Genomic DNA, 15,463 nt, shown 5'->3' on the forward strand with positions numbered 1-15,463 from the left:
CGGCGGACGCGCCGCATGAGCACGGTTGAAAGCGAAGCGACAGCGGGGCGCGGCAGCGCCCGTGCTGTCACTGTTGCGTCGTCGATCGCCCGTTTCCTGGTCATCGCGATAACCACCTATCTCGGTCTTCTCGCGGTGACCTTCTTCATCGGCCGGGTGATCCCGATCGATCCGGTGCTGGCGGTGCTCGGCGACCGGGCACCGGCCAATGTCGTCGAGCGGACGCGCCGCGAGATGGGTCTCGACCTGCCGCTGATCGAGCAGTTCTACATCTATGTGAAGAATGCCCTCAACGGCAATTTCGGCACCTCGGTGCTGACCACCAACCCTGTCATGACCGACATTCGCCGCGCCTTTCCGGCGACGATCGAGCTGGCGACGCTGGGAACGCTGATCGGTGCATTCCTTGGTGTGCCGCTCGGCGTGCTGGCTGCGGTCCGGCGCGGGAGCATCATCGACCAGATCGTGCGGATCATCGGCCTGGTCGGCTATTCCGTGCCGATCTTCTGGCTGGGACTGCTGGCGCTCGTGCTGTTCTATGCCAGGCTGCAATGGGTGGCTTTTCCCGGCCGCCTCGATATCGTCTACGAATACACCTTCACGCCGATCACCGGCTTCTATCTTCTGGATGCGCTGTGGCAGCGGCAGTGGGATGTGTTTCGCGACGCCTTTCGCCACATCATCCTGCCGGCCTCGCTGCTTGGCTATTTCTCGCTCGCCTACATCAGCCGGATGACGCGCTCGTTCATGCTGAACGAGCTTGCCCAGGAATATATCGTCGCGGCGCGCGCCAAGGGCCTGTCGGAAACGCGCATCATCTGGGGCCACGCGCTGCGCAACGCCGCGGTGCCGATGGTCACCGTGATCGCGCTCTCCTATGCCGGCCTGCTCGAAGGCTCGGTGCTGACCGAGACCGTGTTCTCCTGGCCGGGTATCGGCCTCTACATCACCAATTCCCTGCAGAACGCCGACATGAACGCGGTGCTCGGCGGCACCATCGTCATCGGCTCGGTCTTCATCGGCATCAATCTTCTGTCAGACCTGCTCTACCGGCTGCTCGACCCAAGGACCAAGATACGATGAGCGCAGAAGCGATACAAAGCCGTCGCGACTGGCTGCTCAGCGAGCGGCCGGCTTCGCGCATGCAGGCAAGGCTCGGCCGCGCCTATGTGGCGTGGCGGCGTTTTTCCGCCAACCGGCTGGCGTTTCTCGGCCTGCTCATCATCATCGCTTTGCTGGTGGTCGCGGCCCTTGCCGATGTGCTGGCGCCCTATTCGCCGACATTCGGCGACCTCAAGGGCTCGCGCCTGCTGGCGCCGAGTGCCGAGCACTGGTTCGGCACCGACGACCTCGGCCGCGACATCCTTTCGCGCGTCATCTTCGGCTCGCGATGGACGCTCTACGTCGTCATTCTCGTCGCCATCATCGCCGCCCCTATCGGCCTGCTGGTCGGCACCGTCGCCGGCTATGCCGGCGGCTGGACCGATGCGATCCTGATGCGCATTACCGACATCTTTCTGGCCTTTCCGAAGCTGATCCTGGCGCTGGCCTTTGTTGCGGCACTTGGCCCCGGCATCGAGAATGCGGTGCTCGCCATCGCCATCACCTCATGGCCACCTTACGCACGTATTGCCCGTGCCGAAACGCTGACCGTGCGCAATTCGGATTACATCAAGGCGGTGCAGTTGATGGGCGCCTCGCCATTCCGCATCGTGCTGCGCCACATCATGCCGCTCTGCATCTCGTCGCTGATCGTCAGGGTGACGCTCGACATGGCCGGTATCATCCTGACCGCCGCCGGTCTCGGCTTCCTCGGCCTCGGCGCGCAACCGCCACTGCCGGAATGGGGCGCGATGATCGCTTCGGGCCGCCGCTTCGTGCTCGACCAATGGTGGGTGGCCGGTGCACCGGGCTTTGCCATCCTCATCGTCAGCCTGGGCTTCAACCTGCTCGGCGACGGCCTGCGCGACGCGCTCGACCCCCGGAGTGGCGACCAATGAACGGCGACCCAACGAGCACCCTGCTGGAGGTCGACGATCTGCGCGTCACCTTTCCGACGCGCACCGGTCGGATCGAGGCGGTGCGCGGCGTCTCCTTCTCGCTCGGCCGCGAACGGCTCGGCATCGTCGGCGAGAGCGGTTCCGGCAAGTCGCAGACCGGCCGCGCCATCATGGGCCTGACCCCGCCGCAGGCCGAGGTCACCGCCAGGAAACTTGCTTTCGACGGCATCGACCTGCTCGCCGCCTCGCCCCGCGACCGCCGGGCGCTGCGCGGCAAGCGCATCGCGATGATCCTGCAGGATCCGAAATACTCGCTCGACCCGGTGATGAGCATCGGCCGCCAGATCGTCGAGACGCTGCGCACGCATGAGAAGGTCGGCCAGGCCGAGGCCCGCGACCGCGCGCTCGCCATGCTGGAGGCGGTGCAGATCCGCGATCCGGCCCGTGTCTTCGACCTGCATCCGCACGAGGTTTCGGGCGGCATGGGCCAGCGCGCCATGATCGCCATGATGCTGATCGCCGGGCCTGAAATGATGATCGCCGACGAGCCGACCTCGGCGCTCGACGTCACCGTGCAGCTCGACGTGCTCGGCATCCTCGACAGGCTGGTCAGCGAGCGCGGCATGGGGCTGATCTTCATCTCGCACGATCTGCGCCTGGTCTCGTCCTTCTGCGACCGGGTGATCGTCATGTATGCCGGCAAGGTGGTCGAGCAGCTCAAGGCATCGGAACTCGGCCGCGCCCAGCATCCCTATACGCGCGGCCTGCTCAACTGCATGCCCAAGATCGGCGCCGACCGTCACCCGCTGCCGGTGCTCGACCGCAGGCCGGAGTGGGCGGCATGACGGCGGCGCTTTCCGTCGACAGGCTGGAGGTGATCTTCGACCGGTTTCGCGCGCTGAAGGGCGTCAGCCTCGAAGTGCAATCCGGCGAATCCTTCGGCCTGGTCGGCGAATCCGGCTCCGGCAAGTCCACGCTGCTGAGGGCGATCGCCGGCCTCGCACCGGCCGCGTCGGGCAGCATCACGGTCAACGGCAAAAAACTCGGCGCCCGCCGCGACAAGGCCTTTTATCGCGAGGTGCAGATGGTCTTCCAGGATCCCTATGGCTCGCTGCATCCGCGCCAGACCGTCGACCGCCTGCTGCAGGAGCCGCTCGCCATCCACGGCTTTGCCGATAGTGAGAAGCGCATCCAACGGGCGCTGGATGAGGTTGGCCTCGGAACCGGCTTCCGCTTCCGTTATTCGCATCAATTGTCGGGCGGCCAGCGCCAGCGCGTGGCGATTGCGCGCGCCCTGATCCTCGAACCGTCGATCCTGCTGCTCGACGAGCCGACTTCGGCGCTCGACGCCTCCGTGCAGGCCGAAGTGCTCAACCTGCTGGAGAAGATCCGGCGGCGGCGCAAACTGACCTTCCTGATGGTCAGCCACGACCTCGCCATCATCACCCATATGTGCGAGCGGCTGATGGTGATGCAGAACGGCGAGGCGGTCGAGCACCTCACTGCAGGCGACCTCGTCGAGCGCCGCGTCAGCAAGGATTATACGCGCAACCTGCTCAGGGCCAGCGACGGGTTCGTGCGAACGGCGTGAGTCAAATTCAGCTGTCAGCGTCGTATTCCTTCGCGCCCCCCTCTGGCCTGCCCTCTTTGCCAAAACTTGGCATCTCCCCCACAACAAGGAGGGAGGTGGGCAGCTTCGTCGACGGCGCTCCTTCCGCAACGTTCGCGATTGGCGGAATCAGTGGTGACGGCCAATCTCCCCACCCGTGGGGGAGATGGCCGGCAGGCCAGAGGGGGGCGCGAAGGAATACGACGCCAATGGCGGCAGGCCCAATCGCCTGCCGCCAGTGCCAACTTGAGGAAAACGTGAAATAAGGTCAGAACAATTCCCGGCAGTCATCCAAACGAGAACCGGCGCCGCCGGGTAAGGGACATCATGAAGAATTCAGCCATTTCCGAACGCAAGAACCAGTCGATTTCACGCGGCGTCGGCATGACCACGCAAATCTATGCCGACCGCGCCGAAAACTCGGAAATCTGGGATGTCGAAGGCCGCCGCTACATCGATTTCTCCTCGGGCATCGCCGTCGTCAATACCGGCCACCGCCATCCCAAGGTGATCGAGGCGGTCAAGGCGCAGCTCGACCGCTTCACCCATACCTGCCACCAGGTGGTGCCCTATGAGAGCTATGTCAGGTTGGCCGAACGGCTGAACGGCATGCTGCCGGGCAAATTCGACAAGAAGACGATATTCGTCACCACCGGCGCAGAGGCGGTGGAGAACGCCATCAAGATCGCCCGCAACGCCACCGGCCGGCCGGCGGTCATCGCCTTTGCCGGCGGCTTCCACGGCCGCACCTTCATGGGCATGGCGCTGACCGGCAAGGTCGTGCCCTACAAGGTCGGCTTCGGCGCCATGCCCGCCGATGTCTTCCACGCGCCGTTCCCGGTGGCGCTGCACGGGATCTCGGTCGCCGATTCGCTGGCCGCGCTCGACCGGCTGTTCAAGGCCGATGTCGATCCGGCCCGCGTCGCCGCCATCATCGTCGAGCCGGTGCAGGGCGAGGGCGGATTTTACGAGGCGCCGCGCGAGTTCATGACGGCGCTGCGCAAGATCTGCGACCAGCACGGCATGCTGTTGATTGCCGACGAGGTGCAGACCGGCTTTGCCCGCACCGGCAAGATGTTTGCCATGGATCATCACGAAGTGGCCCCCGACATCACCACCATGGCCAAGAGCCTGGCTGGCGGCTTCCCGCTGTCGGCGGTCACCGGCCGCGCCGAGATCATGGATGCGCCCAACCCCGGCGGGCTCGGCGGCACCTATGGCGGCAGCCCGATCGGCGTCGCCGCGGCGCATGCCGTGCTCGACGTGATCGAAGAGGAAAAGCTCTGCGACCGCGCCAACACGCTGGGCAACCGGCTGAAGCAGCGGCTGCAATCGATCCGCGACGACGCGCCGGAGATCGTCGATATCAGAGGCCCGGGCTTCATGAACGCTGTCGAGTTCAACGATGTGAAGAAAGGCTTGCCATCGGCCGAGATCGCCAATGCGGTCCGGCTCAAGGCGCTCGACAAGGGGCTGATCCTGCTCACCTGCGGCGTCTACGGCAACGTCATCCGCTTCCTGGCGCCGATCACTATCCAGGACGAAGTCATGAACGAAGCGCTCGACGTCCTGGAAAGCTCGATCCGCGAGGTCCGCGCCGCCTGACCCTCGTCTGCTCCGGGATGTGATGAGATTCAGGTCAGGCCGCGCCGAGAATGGTGGGTTCCGAGAACCGAAACGGAGCGTACTTTCGGGTACGTGAGTACCGGAAGCGCAGGAAACCGCCGTTCGCAGGCCGGCATCACCTGAATATCAACATATCCTTATTCAGCGGCGCGGACGGGCTCTTCCTGCTGGAAGGCGGCGAGCGCCGCCTTCAGTCCGTCCGGCCCCGTCGCAACTGTCTGCGGCATTGGCGAGAAGCCGGCGCCGAGCATCTTGCGGCCAAGCATATGGTCGCCCGGCCGATTGACCGATTCGATGCCGAGCAGACGATTTCCAGCATAGTGATAGATGGAGAATCTGTTCTCGTTGACATCGCCCAGCACGACATGGCTGTCGCCGCCCGAAATCAGGCCGACCATCTGCAGCTTCATGTCGCCGATGTCGGACCAGAACCATGGCACCGCCGCAAAGGCGTCCGCATGGCCGACGATGGTGCGGGCGGCAAGACGTGCCTGGTCGGTGGCATTCTGCACCGATTCCAGCCGCACATCGCCGCCGGTGAGCCAGTGCCGGTAGGAGGCGGCGTCGCCGATGGCGAGGATTTCGGGCACCGACGTGCGCATCTGCTGGTCGACGCTGATGCCGTTGGCGATAGCGATGCCTGCGGCTTGCGCCAGTTCGACATTCGGAACGACGCCGATGCCGACGATGACCATCTGCGCCGGCAGGCGCTCGCCGCTTGAGGTGACCGCGGCCGCGACACGGCCGCTCTCACCTTCGAGCCGCGCAATCGTGGTGCCGGTAAGGATGCGGACACCGGTCGCTTCCAGCCGCTGCCGTACATGGCGCGCGATGACCGGCGCCACTGCCCGGCCGAGCAGTCGGTCGACCGCCTCGACTACCGTGACCTTGCGGCCGGCCGCTTTGAGCGTTGCGGCGATCTCCAGTCCGATGAAGCCGCCGCCGAGGATGACGACATCCTCGCTCCGTGCGCTCAATTCACGGATCAGCCGCGCGTCGGCGAGCGAGCGCAGCGACACAACGCCTGAAAAATCCGAACCCGGCAGCGGCAGGATGCGCGGCCGCGAACCGGTCGCCAGGATGAGCCGGTCGAACGGCAGCACGCCACCCCCTGATATCTCCAGCCTGCGGCCGTCGGCATCGATGCGCTCGATTCGAATGCCCGGCCGGTAGTCGATCGCGCTGCCGGTATAAAACGCCTCACCGCGCAGCGGCTGCGGTTTGGCCTCTTGATCCTTGATGAAGGTCTTCGACAGCGGCGGCTTGTGGTAGGGCAGTTCGTGCTCGTCACTGACGAGGATCACGGGTCCGTCGTACCCGTCCTCGCGCAGGCTGGCGGCCGCTTGCACGCCCGCATGACCCGCACCGACAATGACCACACCGTTTTTCATCGCAGCCCCAATTCCTTAATCCAAGTTTAGGACGTCTCGCCAAGTGGCGATTGTCTGGCGCCGCCGCAAGACCGCCTTTGCGGGTCGCACCCGGAATGGCGGTCCGTCAATAGTGCCGTTTAACGACGACACGGTAAAATGCGGCTAAAGTTGACACTTGCAGTTTAGAATAATTCTAAACTGTTGTTTCGATTGGCTTTTCTCACTGAAATTGGTTGACTTCCGGCGCCTTCATCGCTTTATGGAAGCTTGTGCGTCAAGCGCATCCCTTTGATGTCTGGGCCTTGAACCCTTTCGATTGGAGGCATTTCGATGTCTTTCTTCCGCAAACCGCGCTATGCCGCAGCCTGTTTCTCGCCCAATGGCGTGGATCTGCCTTGGCGCCGATTGCCTGCCGACGCGCCTTTGGCGCCGGCATTTCACTGAATTCCGAGGAGATGACAATCATGAGAGCGATGATCACGGCACGATATGGCAGGCTCGCCGCGATCGGCGCTACGGCGGCATTAACGGCGGCGATATTCGTGTTGCCGGCCAAGGCGGAAACCGATGCCAAGGCGGTCATCAAGACCTATTCCGACATTGCGCTCGCCAAGTATCAGGATTCGCTGACCGCGGCGCAGGCGCTCGACAAGGCCGTCGAGGCGCTGCTCTCCAAACCTTCGGTGGAAACGCTGACTGCCGCCCGCGAGGCCTGGAAGGCGTCGCGCGTTCCCTATCAGCAGACCGAAGTGTACCGCTTCGGCAATGCCATCGTCGACGACTGGGAAGGCAAGGTGAATGCCTGGCCGCTGGACGAGGGGCTGATCGACTATGTCGCCGAGAACTACGGCACCGAGTCGGACGCGAATGCGCTCTACACCGCCAATGTGATCGCCAACAAGTCGATCGAGGTCGACGGCAAGAAGATCGACGCCACCAATCTGACGCCGGAGTTCCTCTCCGGCACTCTGCAGGAGGCCGGCGGCATCGAGGCCAATGTGGCGACCGGCTATCACGCCATCGAATTCCTGCTGTGGGGCCAGGACCTGCACGGCACCGGCCCGGGCGCCGGCGAGCGGCCCTACACGGACTACGATCTCGCCAACTGCACCGGCGGCAATTGCGATCGTCGCGCGCAGTATCTGAAGTCGGCGAGCGACCTTCTGGTTTCCGATCTGCAGGATATGGTCAACGATTGGAAGGAAGGCGGCGGCGCCCGCAAGAACCTCGTCGATGGCGAGCCGAAAGCCGGCATCTCGGCCATCCTCACCGGAATGGGCTCGCTGTCCTATGGCGAACTCGCCGGTGAGCGCATGAAGCTCGGCCTGCTGCTACACGATCCGGAAGAGGAGCACGACTGCTTCTCCGACAACACCTACGACTCGCATCTCTACGATGCCGTCGGCATTCGCGCCGCCTATCGTGGCAGCTACACGCGCCTCGACGGCACCGTCGTCGAAGGCCCTTCGGTGTCCGATATGGTCAAGGAGGCCGATCCGGCGATCGACAAGGAACTGTCGGACAAGCTGGATGTCACCGTGACCAAGATGGAAGCCATCAAGGCGCGGGCGCTTGGCGGCGAGTCCTATGACCAGCAGATCGGCGAAGGCAACGCGGAAGGCAATGCCACCGTGCAGGCGGCGATCGACGCGCTGGTCGACCAGACCAAATCGATCGAACGCGCCGTCGGCACCCTGAAACTCAATGCCATCGCGTTCGAGGGCTCCGACAGCCTCGATGCGCCAGACAAAGTGTTCCAGTAAGGCGTTGCCTTGAGCACGATCCCGAACTGAAGGTCCGCATAAAGAAAAGTGGAAATCGGTTTTCGGTTCGATTGAGAAATAAGCCACACGGCGCCGAGCAAGTGCCGTCAGCCATACAGAGCAAATAATGCTGATCTGCCATTGCAACATCATCACCGAAAAGGAGATTGAGCAGACGATCGTCGGGCTGCTGGATCAGGATCCCTGGCAGCTTATCGTGCCGGCGAAGATCTATCATGCCATGCAGAAGCGTGGTCGCTGTTGCGGCTGCTTCCCAAATGTGGTCGAAACGATCATTCGGGTAACCGAAAATTACCACACCCGCTCGGAGGCGAGCGGCGTGGATGTCGTTTCACACCTGGATCGCGTCAGAGGCCTGCGCGTCCAATACGGGAGCAGAACCCATGAAAGGCGAACAGCAGATCATAGAGCGGCTTAACGAGGCTCTGTTTCTGGAACTTGGAGCGGTCAATCAGTACTGGGTGCATTTCCGGCTGCTGGAAGACTGGGGATACGCCAAGCTGGCAAAGAAGGAACGCGCGGAATCGATCGAGGAGATGCACCATGCCGACCGGCTCGTGGCTCGCATCATCTTCCTCGAAGGCCATCCGAACCTGCAGTCCGTAGCACCGCTGCGCATCGGACAGAATGTCAAGGAAGTGCTCGAATCCGATCTTGCCGGCGAATATGACGCGCGCACTGCCTACAAGCGTTCGCGTGAGATTTGCGAAGAAGCAGGCGACTACGTGACGATGAAGCTGTTCGAGGATCTGCTGTCCGACGAGGAAGGTCACATCGATTTCCTCGAGACGCAACTCGACCTGCTCGCCTCGATCGGCGAAGAAAAATACGGCCAGCTCAACGCGGCATCGGCCGACGAGGCGGATTAGGGACATGCAGGAATGCGGCGCCGCTTAGATTTCTTGCGCCGCTTGCGGCGGGCCGAGGATTACGGCCTGCCGTTCCAGCAAAACCCGGGATACAGCTGGCGTCGCTGGCTTTCGCTTGCCGTAGTGGTCGCACATACGGCCTCGGCGCTGGCCGGCGCGCCCGAACCGGCGGGCCTCGCCACCAGCCGCACCGATCTGACGCCGAAGGATCTGGCGCGCGTCATCGCAATAACCATGCCGACCAAGGATTTTTCCAAGCCCGAGCAGTTCGAGCCGATGCAGGGCGGCGCCGGCACGTCGCGGAAAGGTGTCAACAAAGACGCCTTCTCGCAATCCTCGACCAATATCACTTTCGAGGAACAAGGTACCTTCAAGCTCGGCAATGCCCTCTTTCGCAAGAATTGGGTGTCGTCGCCCTCGTCGACGCAGGCATCGGACGGGCTTGGGCCGCTGTTCAACGAGCGGGCGTGCCAGAATTGCCATCTGAAGGACGGTCGCGGTCATCCGCCGGAAGCCGACAGCGGTACCACCTCGACGTTCCTGCGGCTGGCGCGGCAAGCGAGCACCGAGGAGGAGAAGGCAGCGCTGGCCGCCCGCAAGGTGCTCAACTTCCCCGATCCGGTCTACGGCTCGCAATTGCAGGACCTGGCCGTTCCAGGCCTTCGGGGCGAAGGCCGGATGCGTGTCGACTATCAGGAGCAGAAAGTCACGCTGCCGGACGGCACGGTGGTTTCGCTGCGCAAGCCGAGCTATTCGGTCGATGATCTTGCCAACGGGCCGCTCGATCCGCAGACCACGCTTTCGCCGCGCATGACGCCGCCGATGATCGGCCTCGGCCTGGTCGAGCAGATCGCGCCGGCGGACATGCTCGCCCATGCCGATCCGGACGATCGGAATAGTGACGGCATTTCCGGCAAGCCCAACATCGTGCGTGACGGCCAGAGCGGCGAGCTGACGCTCGGCCGCTTCGGCTGGAAGGGGCAGACGCCATCGATCCGCCAGCAAGCGGCGGACGCATTCGCTGGCGACATCGGCATTTCGACGCCGGAAGTGCCAAACCACTGGGGCGATTGCACCGCGGCCGAAAAGGCATGTCTTGCCATGCCGAACGGCGTACAGGAGCGCCTCGGCCCGGTCGAGGCGCCGTCGCCGGTGATGGACCTCGTCACCTTCTATTCGCAAAATCTCGCCGTGCCGGCGCGACGCGACCTCGACAAGCCCGACGTGCTGGCCGGCAAAAAACTGTTCTACGACATGGGCTGCATTTCCTGTCATACGCCGAAATTCGTCACCCGGCGCGGAACGCCCAACAAGGCGCAGGCTTTCCAGTTGATCTGGCCCTATTCCGATTTTCTGCTGCATGACATGGGGCCGGGCCTCGCCGACGGGCAAGCGGTGGGCGAGGCTACCGGCAGCGAATGGCGCACGCCGCCGCTGTGGGGCATCGGTCTTACCCTGACCGTCAACGGCAACAGCTTCTTCCTACATGACGGGCGCGCGCGCACCCTGACCGAAGCGATCCTGTGGCATGGCGGCGAGGGGCAGAAGGCGCGCGACCGCTTTGCCGCCGCCGATGCGGCCGATCGTGACGCACTGGTCAAATTCCTGGAGTCGTTCTGATGTCGAAGCGTCTGGCGCTTGTCCTGGTTCTCCCGCTGGTCCTCGCCGGCGCATTGCCGGCGTCCGCCGCAGTCAAGGCTTCCGACGTGATCCAGCGGGCCATCGACGGCTTTGTCCGCCCGGCCTATGCGCGCCTGCATGACCATGCGGACAGCCTGACCAAGGCAATGCGCACGCTTTGCGACGCGCCCTCGCAGGACCATCTCGATGCGGCGCGCGCCGAGTTCTCCGGCACCGTGGATGCCTGGTCGGTCGTCGAGATCATCCGCATCGGGCCGATCACGCAGAACAACCGGCTGGAGCGCTTGCTGTTCTGGCCGGACCGCAAGAGCATCGGCCTGAGGCAGGTGCAGGCGGCGCTGGCCAGTAAGGACCGGACCGCCGCCGATCCGGTCCAGCTGGCGACAAAGAGCGTCGCCATGCAAGGGCTCGGCGCGCTGGAATTCGTGCTTTACGGCGATGGCGCCGAGCGGCTCGCCGGCAAGGACAATCCGTATCGTTGCGCTTACGGCGCGGCCGTCGCCGGCAACATCAAAACGATTGCTGCCGAGGTCAGCGACGCCTGGAGCAGGCCCGACGGTTTTGCAGCACTTTGGGCCAATCCGGGCCCGCAAAATTCGCTCTACCGCGACGGCACGGAAGCGGTGACCGAACTGGTCGGCGTCTTCATCAACGAACTGGAGATGGTCCGTGACGTGCGCCTGAAAGGCTTTCTGGGCAGTAGCCCGGAGGCCGACAAGCCCAGACAGGCGATCTATTGGCGCTCACATAACACCGCGCGTTCGCTGACCGGAAATCTTGCAGGCGTGGACGCGCTGTTCCAGGCCTCGCAGCTTGGCGACGCGCTGTCGCCCGACGCACGCTGGATGGCGGAATCGATCCACATCCAGCTCGTCAACGGGGCCGCCGACGCCACGGCCATCAGAGGTCCGATCGACAAGGCGCTCGCCGATCCGTCGCTGCGCCAGAAGCTCGACCACTTTTCGCTGGTGACATCCAGCCTGACGACCCTGATCGGCACCAGGCTGACCGCCGAATTCGGCCTGACCGCTGGCTTCTCGTCGCTGGACGGCGACTAGTTATGCGCACGGCGCTGATCGATCGTCGTGATTTCCTCAGGGCCGCAGGCGTTGGCTTTGTTGCTGCGATGGTGCCTTCGGCATTGGCAAAGACGCTTGCCGCCGACGCCGTCTTCGCCACCGCGTTCGTCAAGCGCGACGGCAGCTATGGCGCGGCCATCCTGTCCGAAGCCGGCAAGGTCCTGCACGCTATCGACCTGCCCGCCCGCGGTCATGACGTCACCTTCGATCCGGTGTCGAAACGCTCCGTGGTCTTTGCCAGGCAGCCCGGCACCTTCGCGGTGGTCTTCGACCACACGGGCCGCGACGAGCCGCTGACCATTGCCAGCGTAAGTGGACGGCATTTCTTCGGCCATGGCGTGTTTTCGACCGACGGTGCGCTGCTCTACGCCACCGAGAACGATTTCGACAATGCCGCCGGCGTGGTCGGTGTCTACGACGCGCGTGCGAGATTCAAGCGGGTTGGTGAGTTCCCGACCTATGGCATGGGCCCGCACGAGCTTCTGCTGCTGGGCGACGGCAGGACGATTGCCGTCGCCAATGGCGGCATCGAGACGCATCCCGATTATGGCCGCGCCGAGCTCAACATTGCGACGATGAAGCCATCCTATGTTCTGGTCGACCGCCTCACCGGTGACCTCGTCGAAAAGCACGAATTGCCGCCGGCGCTGCACCAGCTTTCGATCCGGCACTTGGACACGGACAAATCCGGCACGGTCTGGTTCGGCGGCCAGTACAGGGGGCCGGGCAGCGATCGTCCGCTGCTGGTCGGCCGCGCCGCCCGCGGCAAGGATCTGCAACTGCTCGACATGCCGGGCGACGTGCTGTCCGGCTTCAGGAACTATATAGGCTCGGTCGCTGCCAACCCTGCTGCCGGTACCGTCGCCGTGTCCTCGCCGGAAGGCAACTCGCTTGCCGTCATCGATGCGGCCAGCGGCCGGATCGTCGCCACCAGCGCGCTGGCCGAGGTCTGCGGCGTGGCGCCCGACGGGGCGAGCTTCATGGCGACGACAGGCACCGGCGAAATCGTCGAAGCGGGCGGCGCAATAAGGTCCGAACCGGACTATGTCTGGGACAATCACATGCTGCGCATCGAGCAGGCCGGATAAGTGCGTCCGGCACCGGTTCCCAAACGGTCACGCTCGCTGGAAGGTACCGCCTTCGGGCGAGATCGAAGCGAAGCCGCCAAACGAATTATGCATTATCCCCTTGCGGGGACGAGCCATGGCAGGCACAGGGAAATTGTTTTTCGAACCCCTGTGCCCAATCGGGTGCTCCAACCGGCCGCCTCATGAAGTTGCTTGCCATCGACTGCGCCGCCAATCTCTGCGCCGCCTGCGTCTACGACGCGGCCGTCCGGAAGGAGCTCGGCCGTTCGGTGTTCGATCTCGGCAAGGGCCATGCCGAGCATTTGATGGCCGTGATCGAGGAGGCGTTGAAGGCGGCCGAGACCGACTATGCCGGCCTCGGCGCCATCGCTGTCTCCACCGGTCCGGGCTCCTTCACCGGCCTTCGCGTCGGTGTCTCGGCGGCGCGGGGCCTGGCGCTGGCGCTGAAAATTCCGGCAATCGGGGTGACGACGCTGGAAGCGCTGGCTGCGCAGGCGAAAGAGACATTTCCCGGCCGCGCCGTGCTGGTCGCGCTCGACGTCGGCCGCGAGGAAATCCATGCAGCACTTTACGACGAAGCATCCGTTTTGATTTACGGTCCCGCGGTGACCACGCTTTCGCAAGCCGCCGCCATGGCGGTGGATAGGTCTCCGGTTATGGCCGGCACGGCGACATCGCAAATTGCCGCTTCGGTCGGGCGCGCCTTCGACATCGGCCCGACGAGTGCCACTGCGGATATCGCAATCTATGCCCGGCTGGCCGCTACCAAGGGTGAAGGCGAAAAGCCGAAACCGCTTTATTTGCGCGGGGCGGACGCCAAGCCGCAGGCGGGGTTTATCCTGTCCAGGAAGAAAGCCGGGAAGAAAAACTGATGCGCATTCCTTTCCTCCAGCCGCGCCGCAGGGACTTTGCGCTCGAGCCGCTGACGATTGCCGACAGCGCGGCCATGTCGGTGCTGCATCGCGAGGATTTCGTCCGGCCGTGGACCGACGACGAATTCGCCGCACTGCTCGAGCAGGACACGGTGTTCGGCTATGCCGCGCGCGAGACCGGACAGGGTGCCAAGCCGCCGGTCGGTTTCGTGCTGGCGCGCCTGGCGGCCGGCGAAGGCGAGATCCTGACTGTCGCGGTGGCGCGCTCCCATCGCCGCCAGGGGCTCGGCTGGCAATTGATGGATGCCGTTCTGCGCGAACTGCACGCACAACGCGCCGAGGCGCTTTTCCTCGAGGTCGACGAGACCAACGTCGCCGCGATCGCGCTCTACCGGCGGCTCGGATTCCGCGAGGTCGGCAAACGTGCCAACTATTACAGATCGCCCGAGCACGGCCCGACCGGGGCGCTTGTCATGCGCCGCGATCTTCGGTAGCGCATCGGCCCGCAAATCGGAACCGATTTTCGGAAAGCACAATGCGTAGATTCGGATGCGCAGATTCAAAATGCTAGAGCGCACTTTGTGCGTACAATTGGGCGCACGTCGCTCTAGCCATAGATGGGGCAGGGCCAAGAGCGGATGATCGGAAAAATCAGGATTTTCCTGGCGCTGGGCCTCGTTGTCGTAGGCTCGTTGATCCTCGTGCCGTTGCAGATCCTGTCGATGAAGACCGGGCTCTGGCGCGAGACGTTCATCCTGAAGCTTTGGCACCGGCTCATCATCCGGGCGCTGGGCATGCGCATTCATGTCAAGGGGACCCTGTCCAATCAGCGCCCGCTATTGGTTGCGTCGAACCACGTCTCCTGGACCGACATCATGGTGCTGGGGTCGATGGCCGACGTGACGTTCATCGCCAGGGCCGACATGGCCGGCTGGCCACTGATCGGCATGTTGTCGAAGCTGCAGCGCACGGTTTTCATCGAGCGCGAGCGCAAGCGTTCGTCGGGCGACCAGGCGAGCGAGATCGCCAACCGCATGGCCAAGGGCGACGCCATGGTGCTGTTTGCCGAAGGTTCGACCGGCGACGGCAACATGATCTTGCCGTTCAAGAGCACGCTGTTCGGGGCCGCCTCGATGGCGATTTCGGAAGGGGCGGCCGAAAGGGTCTTCATCCAGCCGGTGGCGATCGTCTATACGCGCCTGCACGGCGTGCCGCTCGGCCGCAGGCACCGGCCGATTGCCGCCTGGGTCGGTGACGAGGATTTGATGCCGCATCTCAAGGTCCTGATGGCAGAGGGCGGGCTCGATGTCGAAGTGCATTTCGGCGAGCCGGTTGCCTTTTCCAAGGGTTCCAACCGCAAGGAAACGGCAAGGCTGATGGAGAGCCAGGTGCGCGATATGGTGCAGGCGGCGCTCGCCGATCCACACCCGAGCCGGTAGGCCGGAAAAGCTCCAGCGCAAATTCAAGTGCACCAGCATCCTTTGCGCGTCCAAGAGGACGCGCGGTGCTATAGAGTAGATTC

The 15,463-nt window shown here is 64.0% G+C and carries 15 protein-coding genes; 14 read left to right on the forward strand and 1 reads right to left on the reverse strand.

What is annotated here, in order from left to right; all coding sequences use genetic code 11:
• Nucleotides 1–15: 15 nt before the first annotated feature.
• From AC0L3N_RS01910 to AC0L3N_RS01930, 5 genes are all read left to right on the forward strand, one after another.
• Nucleotides 16–1,083 carry an ABC transporter permease gene (locus AC0L3N_RS01910; RefSeq protein WP_473545163.1) on the forward strand — a complete coding sequence of 356 codons (1,068 nt, stop codon included), beginning with the start codon at nucleotides 16–18 and terminating at the stop codon, nucleotides 1,081–1,083.
• Nucleotides 1,080–2,000, forward strand: a complete 921-nt coding sequence (gene nikC / locus AC0L3N_RS01915; RefSeq protein ID WP_473545165.1) for a nickel transporter permease — start codon at nucleotides 1,080–1,082, stop codon at nucleotides 1,998–2,000. The genes AC0L3N_RS01910 and nikC overlap by 4 nt, the downstream gene beginning before the upstream one ends.
• A complete protein-coding gene (locus tag AC0L3N_RS01920; RefSeq protein ID WP_473526090.1) occupies nucleotides 1,997–2,845 on the forward strand; it encodes an ABC transporter ATP-binding protein in 849 nt (282 codons plus the stop codon). The genes nikC and AC0L3N_RS01920 overlap by 4 nt, the downstream gene beginning before the upstream one ends.
• A complete protein-coding gene (locus AC0L3N_RS01925) occupies nucleotides 2,842–3,591 on the forward strand; it encodes an ABC transporter ATP-binding protein (protein ID WP_473545167.1) in 750 nt (249 codons plus the stop codon). The genes AC0L3N_RS01920 and AC0L3N_RS01925 overlap by 4 nt, the downstream gene beginning before the upstream one ends.
• 345 nt (nucleotides 3,592–3,936) lie before the next feature.
• On the forward strand, nucleotides 3,937–5,214 hold the full coding sequence (locus AC0L3N_RS01930; RefSeq protein WP_473545169.1) for a 4-aminobutyrate--2-oxoglutarate transaminase: 1,278 nt from the start codon (nucleotides 3,937–3,939) through the stop codon (nucleotides 5,212–5,214).
• Nucleotides 5,215–5,372: 158 nt separating this feature from the next.
• Here the strand turns inward: AC0L3N_RS01930 and AC0L3N_RS01935 are convergent, their stop codons facing one another.
• Nucleotides 5,373–6,626: an NAD(P)/FAD-dependent oxidoreductase gene (locus tag AC0L3N_RS01935; protein WP_473545171.1), complete on the reverse strand. Its 1,254-nt coding sequence runs from the start codon at nucleotides 6,624–6,626 to the stop codon at nucleotides 5,373–5,375.
• A gap of 455 nt (nucleotides 6,627–7,081) precedes the next feature.
• Here AC0L3N_RS01935 and AC0L3N_RS01940 point away from each other — a divergent pair, with 455 nt between their 5' ends.
• The 9 genes from AC0L3N_RS01940 to olsA all read left to right on the forward strand — a co-directional run bounded on the left by AC0L3N_RS01940 (nucleotide 7,082) and on the right by olsA (nucleotide 15,380).
• A complete protein-coding gene (locus AC0L3N_RS01940) occupies nucleotides 7,082–8,371 on the forward strand; it encodes an imelysin family protein (protein WP_473545289.1) in 1,290 nt (429 codons plus the stop codon).
• Between the two features lie 127 nt (nucleotides 8,372–8,498).
• Nucleotides 8,499–8,810: a (2Fe-2S)-binding protein gene (locus tag AC0L3N_RS01945; RefSeq protein ID WP_123146504.1), complete on the forward strand. Its 312-nt coding sequence runs from the start codon at nucleotides 8,499–8,501 to the stop codon at nucleotides 8,808–8,810.
• Nucleotides 8,776–9,261: a bacterioferritin gene (gene bfr / locus AC0L3N_RS01950; protein ID WP_077377191.1), complete on the forward strand. Its 486-nt coding sequence runs from the start codon at nucleotides 8,776–8,778 to the stop codon at nucleotides 9,259–9,261. The genes AC0L3N_RS01945 and bfr overlap by 35 nt, the downstream gene beginning before the upstream one ends.
• A gap of 12 nt (nucleotides 9,262–9,273) precedes the next feature.
• A complete protein-coding gene (locus AC0L3N_RS01955; RefSeq protein ID WP_473545173.1) occupies nucleotides 9,274–10,881 on the forward strand; it encodes a di-heme oxidoreductase family protein in 1,608 nt (535 codons plus the stop codon).
• Nucleotides 10,881–11,960, forward strand: a complete 1,080-nt coding sequence (locus AC0L3N_RS01960) for an imelysin family protein (protein WP_473545175.1) — start codon at nucleotides 10,881–10,883, stop codon at nucleotides 11,958–11,960. The genes AC0L3N_RS01955 and AC0L3N_RS01960 overlap by 1 nt, the downstream gene beginning before the upstream one ends.
• Nucleotides 11,961–11,962: 2 nt before the next feature.
• The gene (locus AC0L3N_RS01965) at nucleotides 11,963–13,069 is read left to right on the forward strand and encodes a DUF1513 domain-containing protein (RefSeq protein ID WP_123146508.1); all 1,107 of its coding nucleotides are present in this window, start codon (nucleotides 11,963–11,965) and stop codon (nucleotides 13,067–13,069) included.
• A 182-nt stretch (nucleotides 13,070–13,251) separates the two neighbouring features.
• Nucleotides 13,252–13,941 (forward strand): tRNA (adenosine(37)-N6)-threonylcarbamoyltransferase complex dimerization subunit type 1 TsaB, encoded by a 690-nt coding sequence (gene tsaB / locus AC0L3N_RS01970; RefSeq protein WP_473545177.1) that lies wholly within the window; start codon nucleotides 13,252–13,254, stop codon nucleotides 13,939–13,941.
• Complete coding sequence (rimI, locus tag AC0L3N_RS01975; protein WP_123146510.1) at nucleotides 13,941–14,435, forward strand: ribosomal protein S18-alanine N-acetyltransferase; 495 nt, start codon at nucleotides 13,941–13,943, stop codon at nucleotides 14,433–14,435. Before tsaB ends, rimI begins: the two co-directional genes overlap by 1 nt.
• A 144-nt stretch (nucleotides 14,436–14,579) precedes the next feature.
• The gene (gene olsA, locus AC0L3N_RS01980; protein WP_473545179.1) at nucleotides 14,580–15,380 is read left to right on the forward strand and encodes a lyso-ornithine lipid O-acyltransferase; all 801 of its coding nucleotides are present in this window, start codon (nucleotides 14,580–14,582) and stop codon (nucleotides 15,378–15,380) included.
• Nucleotides 15,381–15,463: the final 83 nt, after the last annotated feature.

Source organism: Mesorhizobium sp. WSM4807 (assembly GCF_055811615.1).

Coding starts and splice junctions, on each gene's coding strand:
- AC0L3N_RS01955 (WP_473545173.1), top strand. CDS start 9,274: ATGCGGCGCCGCTTAGATTTCTTGCGCCGCTTGCGGCGGGCCGAGGAT.
- AC0L3N_RS01960 (WP_473545175.1), top strand. CDS start 10,881: ATGTCGAAGCGTCTGGCGCTTGTCCTGGTTCTCCCGCTGGTCCTCGCC.
- AC0L3N_RS01930 (WP_473545169.1), top strand. CDS start 3,937: ATGAAGAATTCAGCCATTTCCGAACGCAAGAACCAGTCGATTTCACGC.
- rimI (WP_123146510.1), top strand. CDS start 13,941: ATGCGCATTCCTTTCCTCCAGCCGCGCCGCAGGGACTTTGCGCTCGAG.
- AC0L3N_RS01935 (WP_473545171.1), bottom strand. CDS start 6,626: ATGAAAAACGGTGTGGTCATTGTCGGTGCGGGTCATGCGGGCGTGCAA.
- bfr (WP_077377191.1), top strand. CDS start 8,776: ATGAAAGGCGAACAGCAGATCATAGAGCGGCTTAACGAGGCTCTGTTT.
- tsaB (WP_473545177.1), top strand. CDS start 13,252: ATGAAGTTGCTTGCCATCGACTGCGCCGCCAATCTCTGCGCCGCCTGC.
- AC0L3N_RS01925 (WP_473545167.1), top strand. CDS start 2,842: ATGACGGCGGCGCTTTCCGTCGACAGGCTGGAGGTGATCTTCGACCGG.
- AC0L3N_RS01945 (WP_123146504.1), top strand. CDS start 8,499: ATGCTGATCTGCCATTGCAACATCATCACCGAAAAGGAGATTGAGCAG.
- olsA (WP_473545179.1), top strand. CDS start 14,580: ATGATCGGAAAAATCAGGATTTTCCTGGCGCTGGGCCTCGTTGTCGTA.
- AC0L3N_RS01940 (WP_473545289.1), top strand. CDS start 7,082: ATGATCACGGCACGATATGGCAGGCTCGCCGCGATCGGCGCTACGGCG.
- AC0L3N_RS01920 (WP_473526090.1), top strand. CDS start 1,997: ATGAACGGCGACCCAACGAGCACCCTGCTGGAGGTCGACGATCTGCGC.
- AC0L3N_RS01910 (WP_473545163.1), top strand. CDS start 16: ATGAGCACGGTTGAAAGCGAAGCGACAGCGGGGCGCGGCAGCGCCCGT.
- AC0L3N_RS01965 (WP_123146508.1), top strand. CDS start 11,963: ATGCGCACGGCGCTGATCGATCGTCGTGATTTCCTCAGGGCCGCAGGC.
- nikC (WP_473545165.1), top strand. CDS start 1,080: ATGAGCGCAGAAGCGATACAAAGCCGTCGCGACTGGCTGCTCAGCGAG.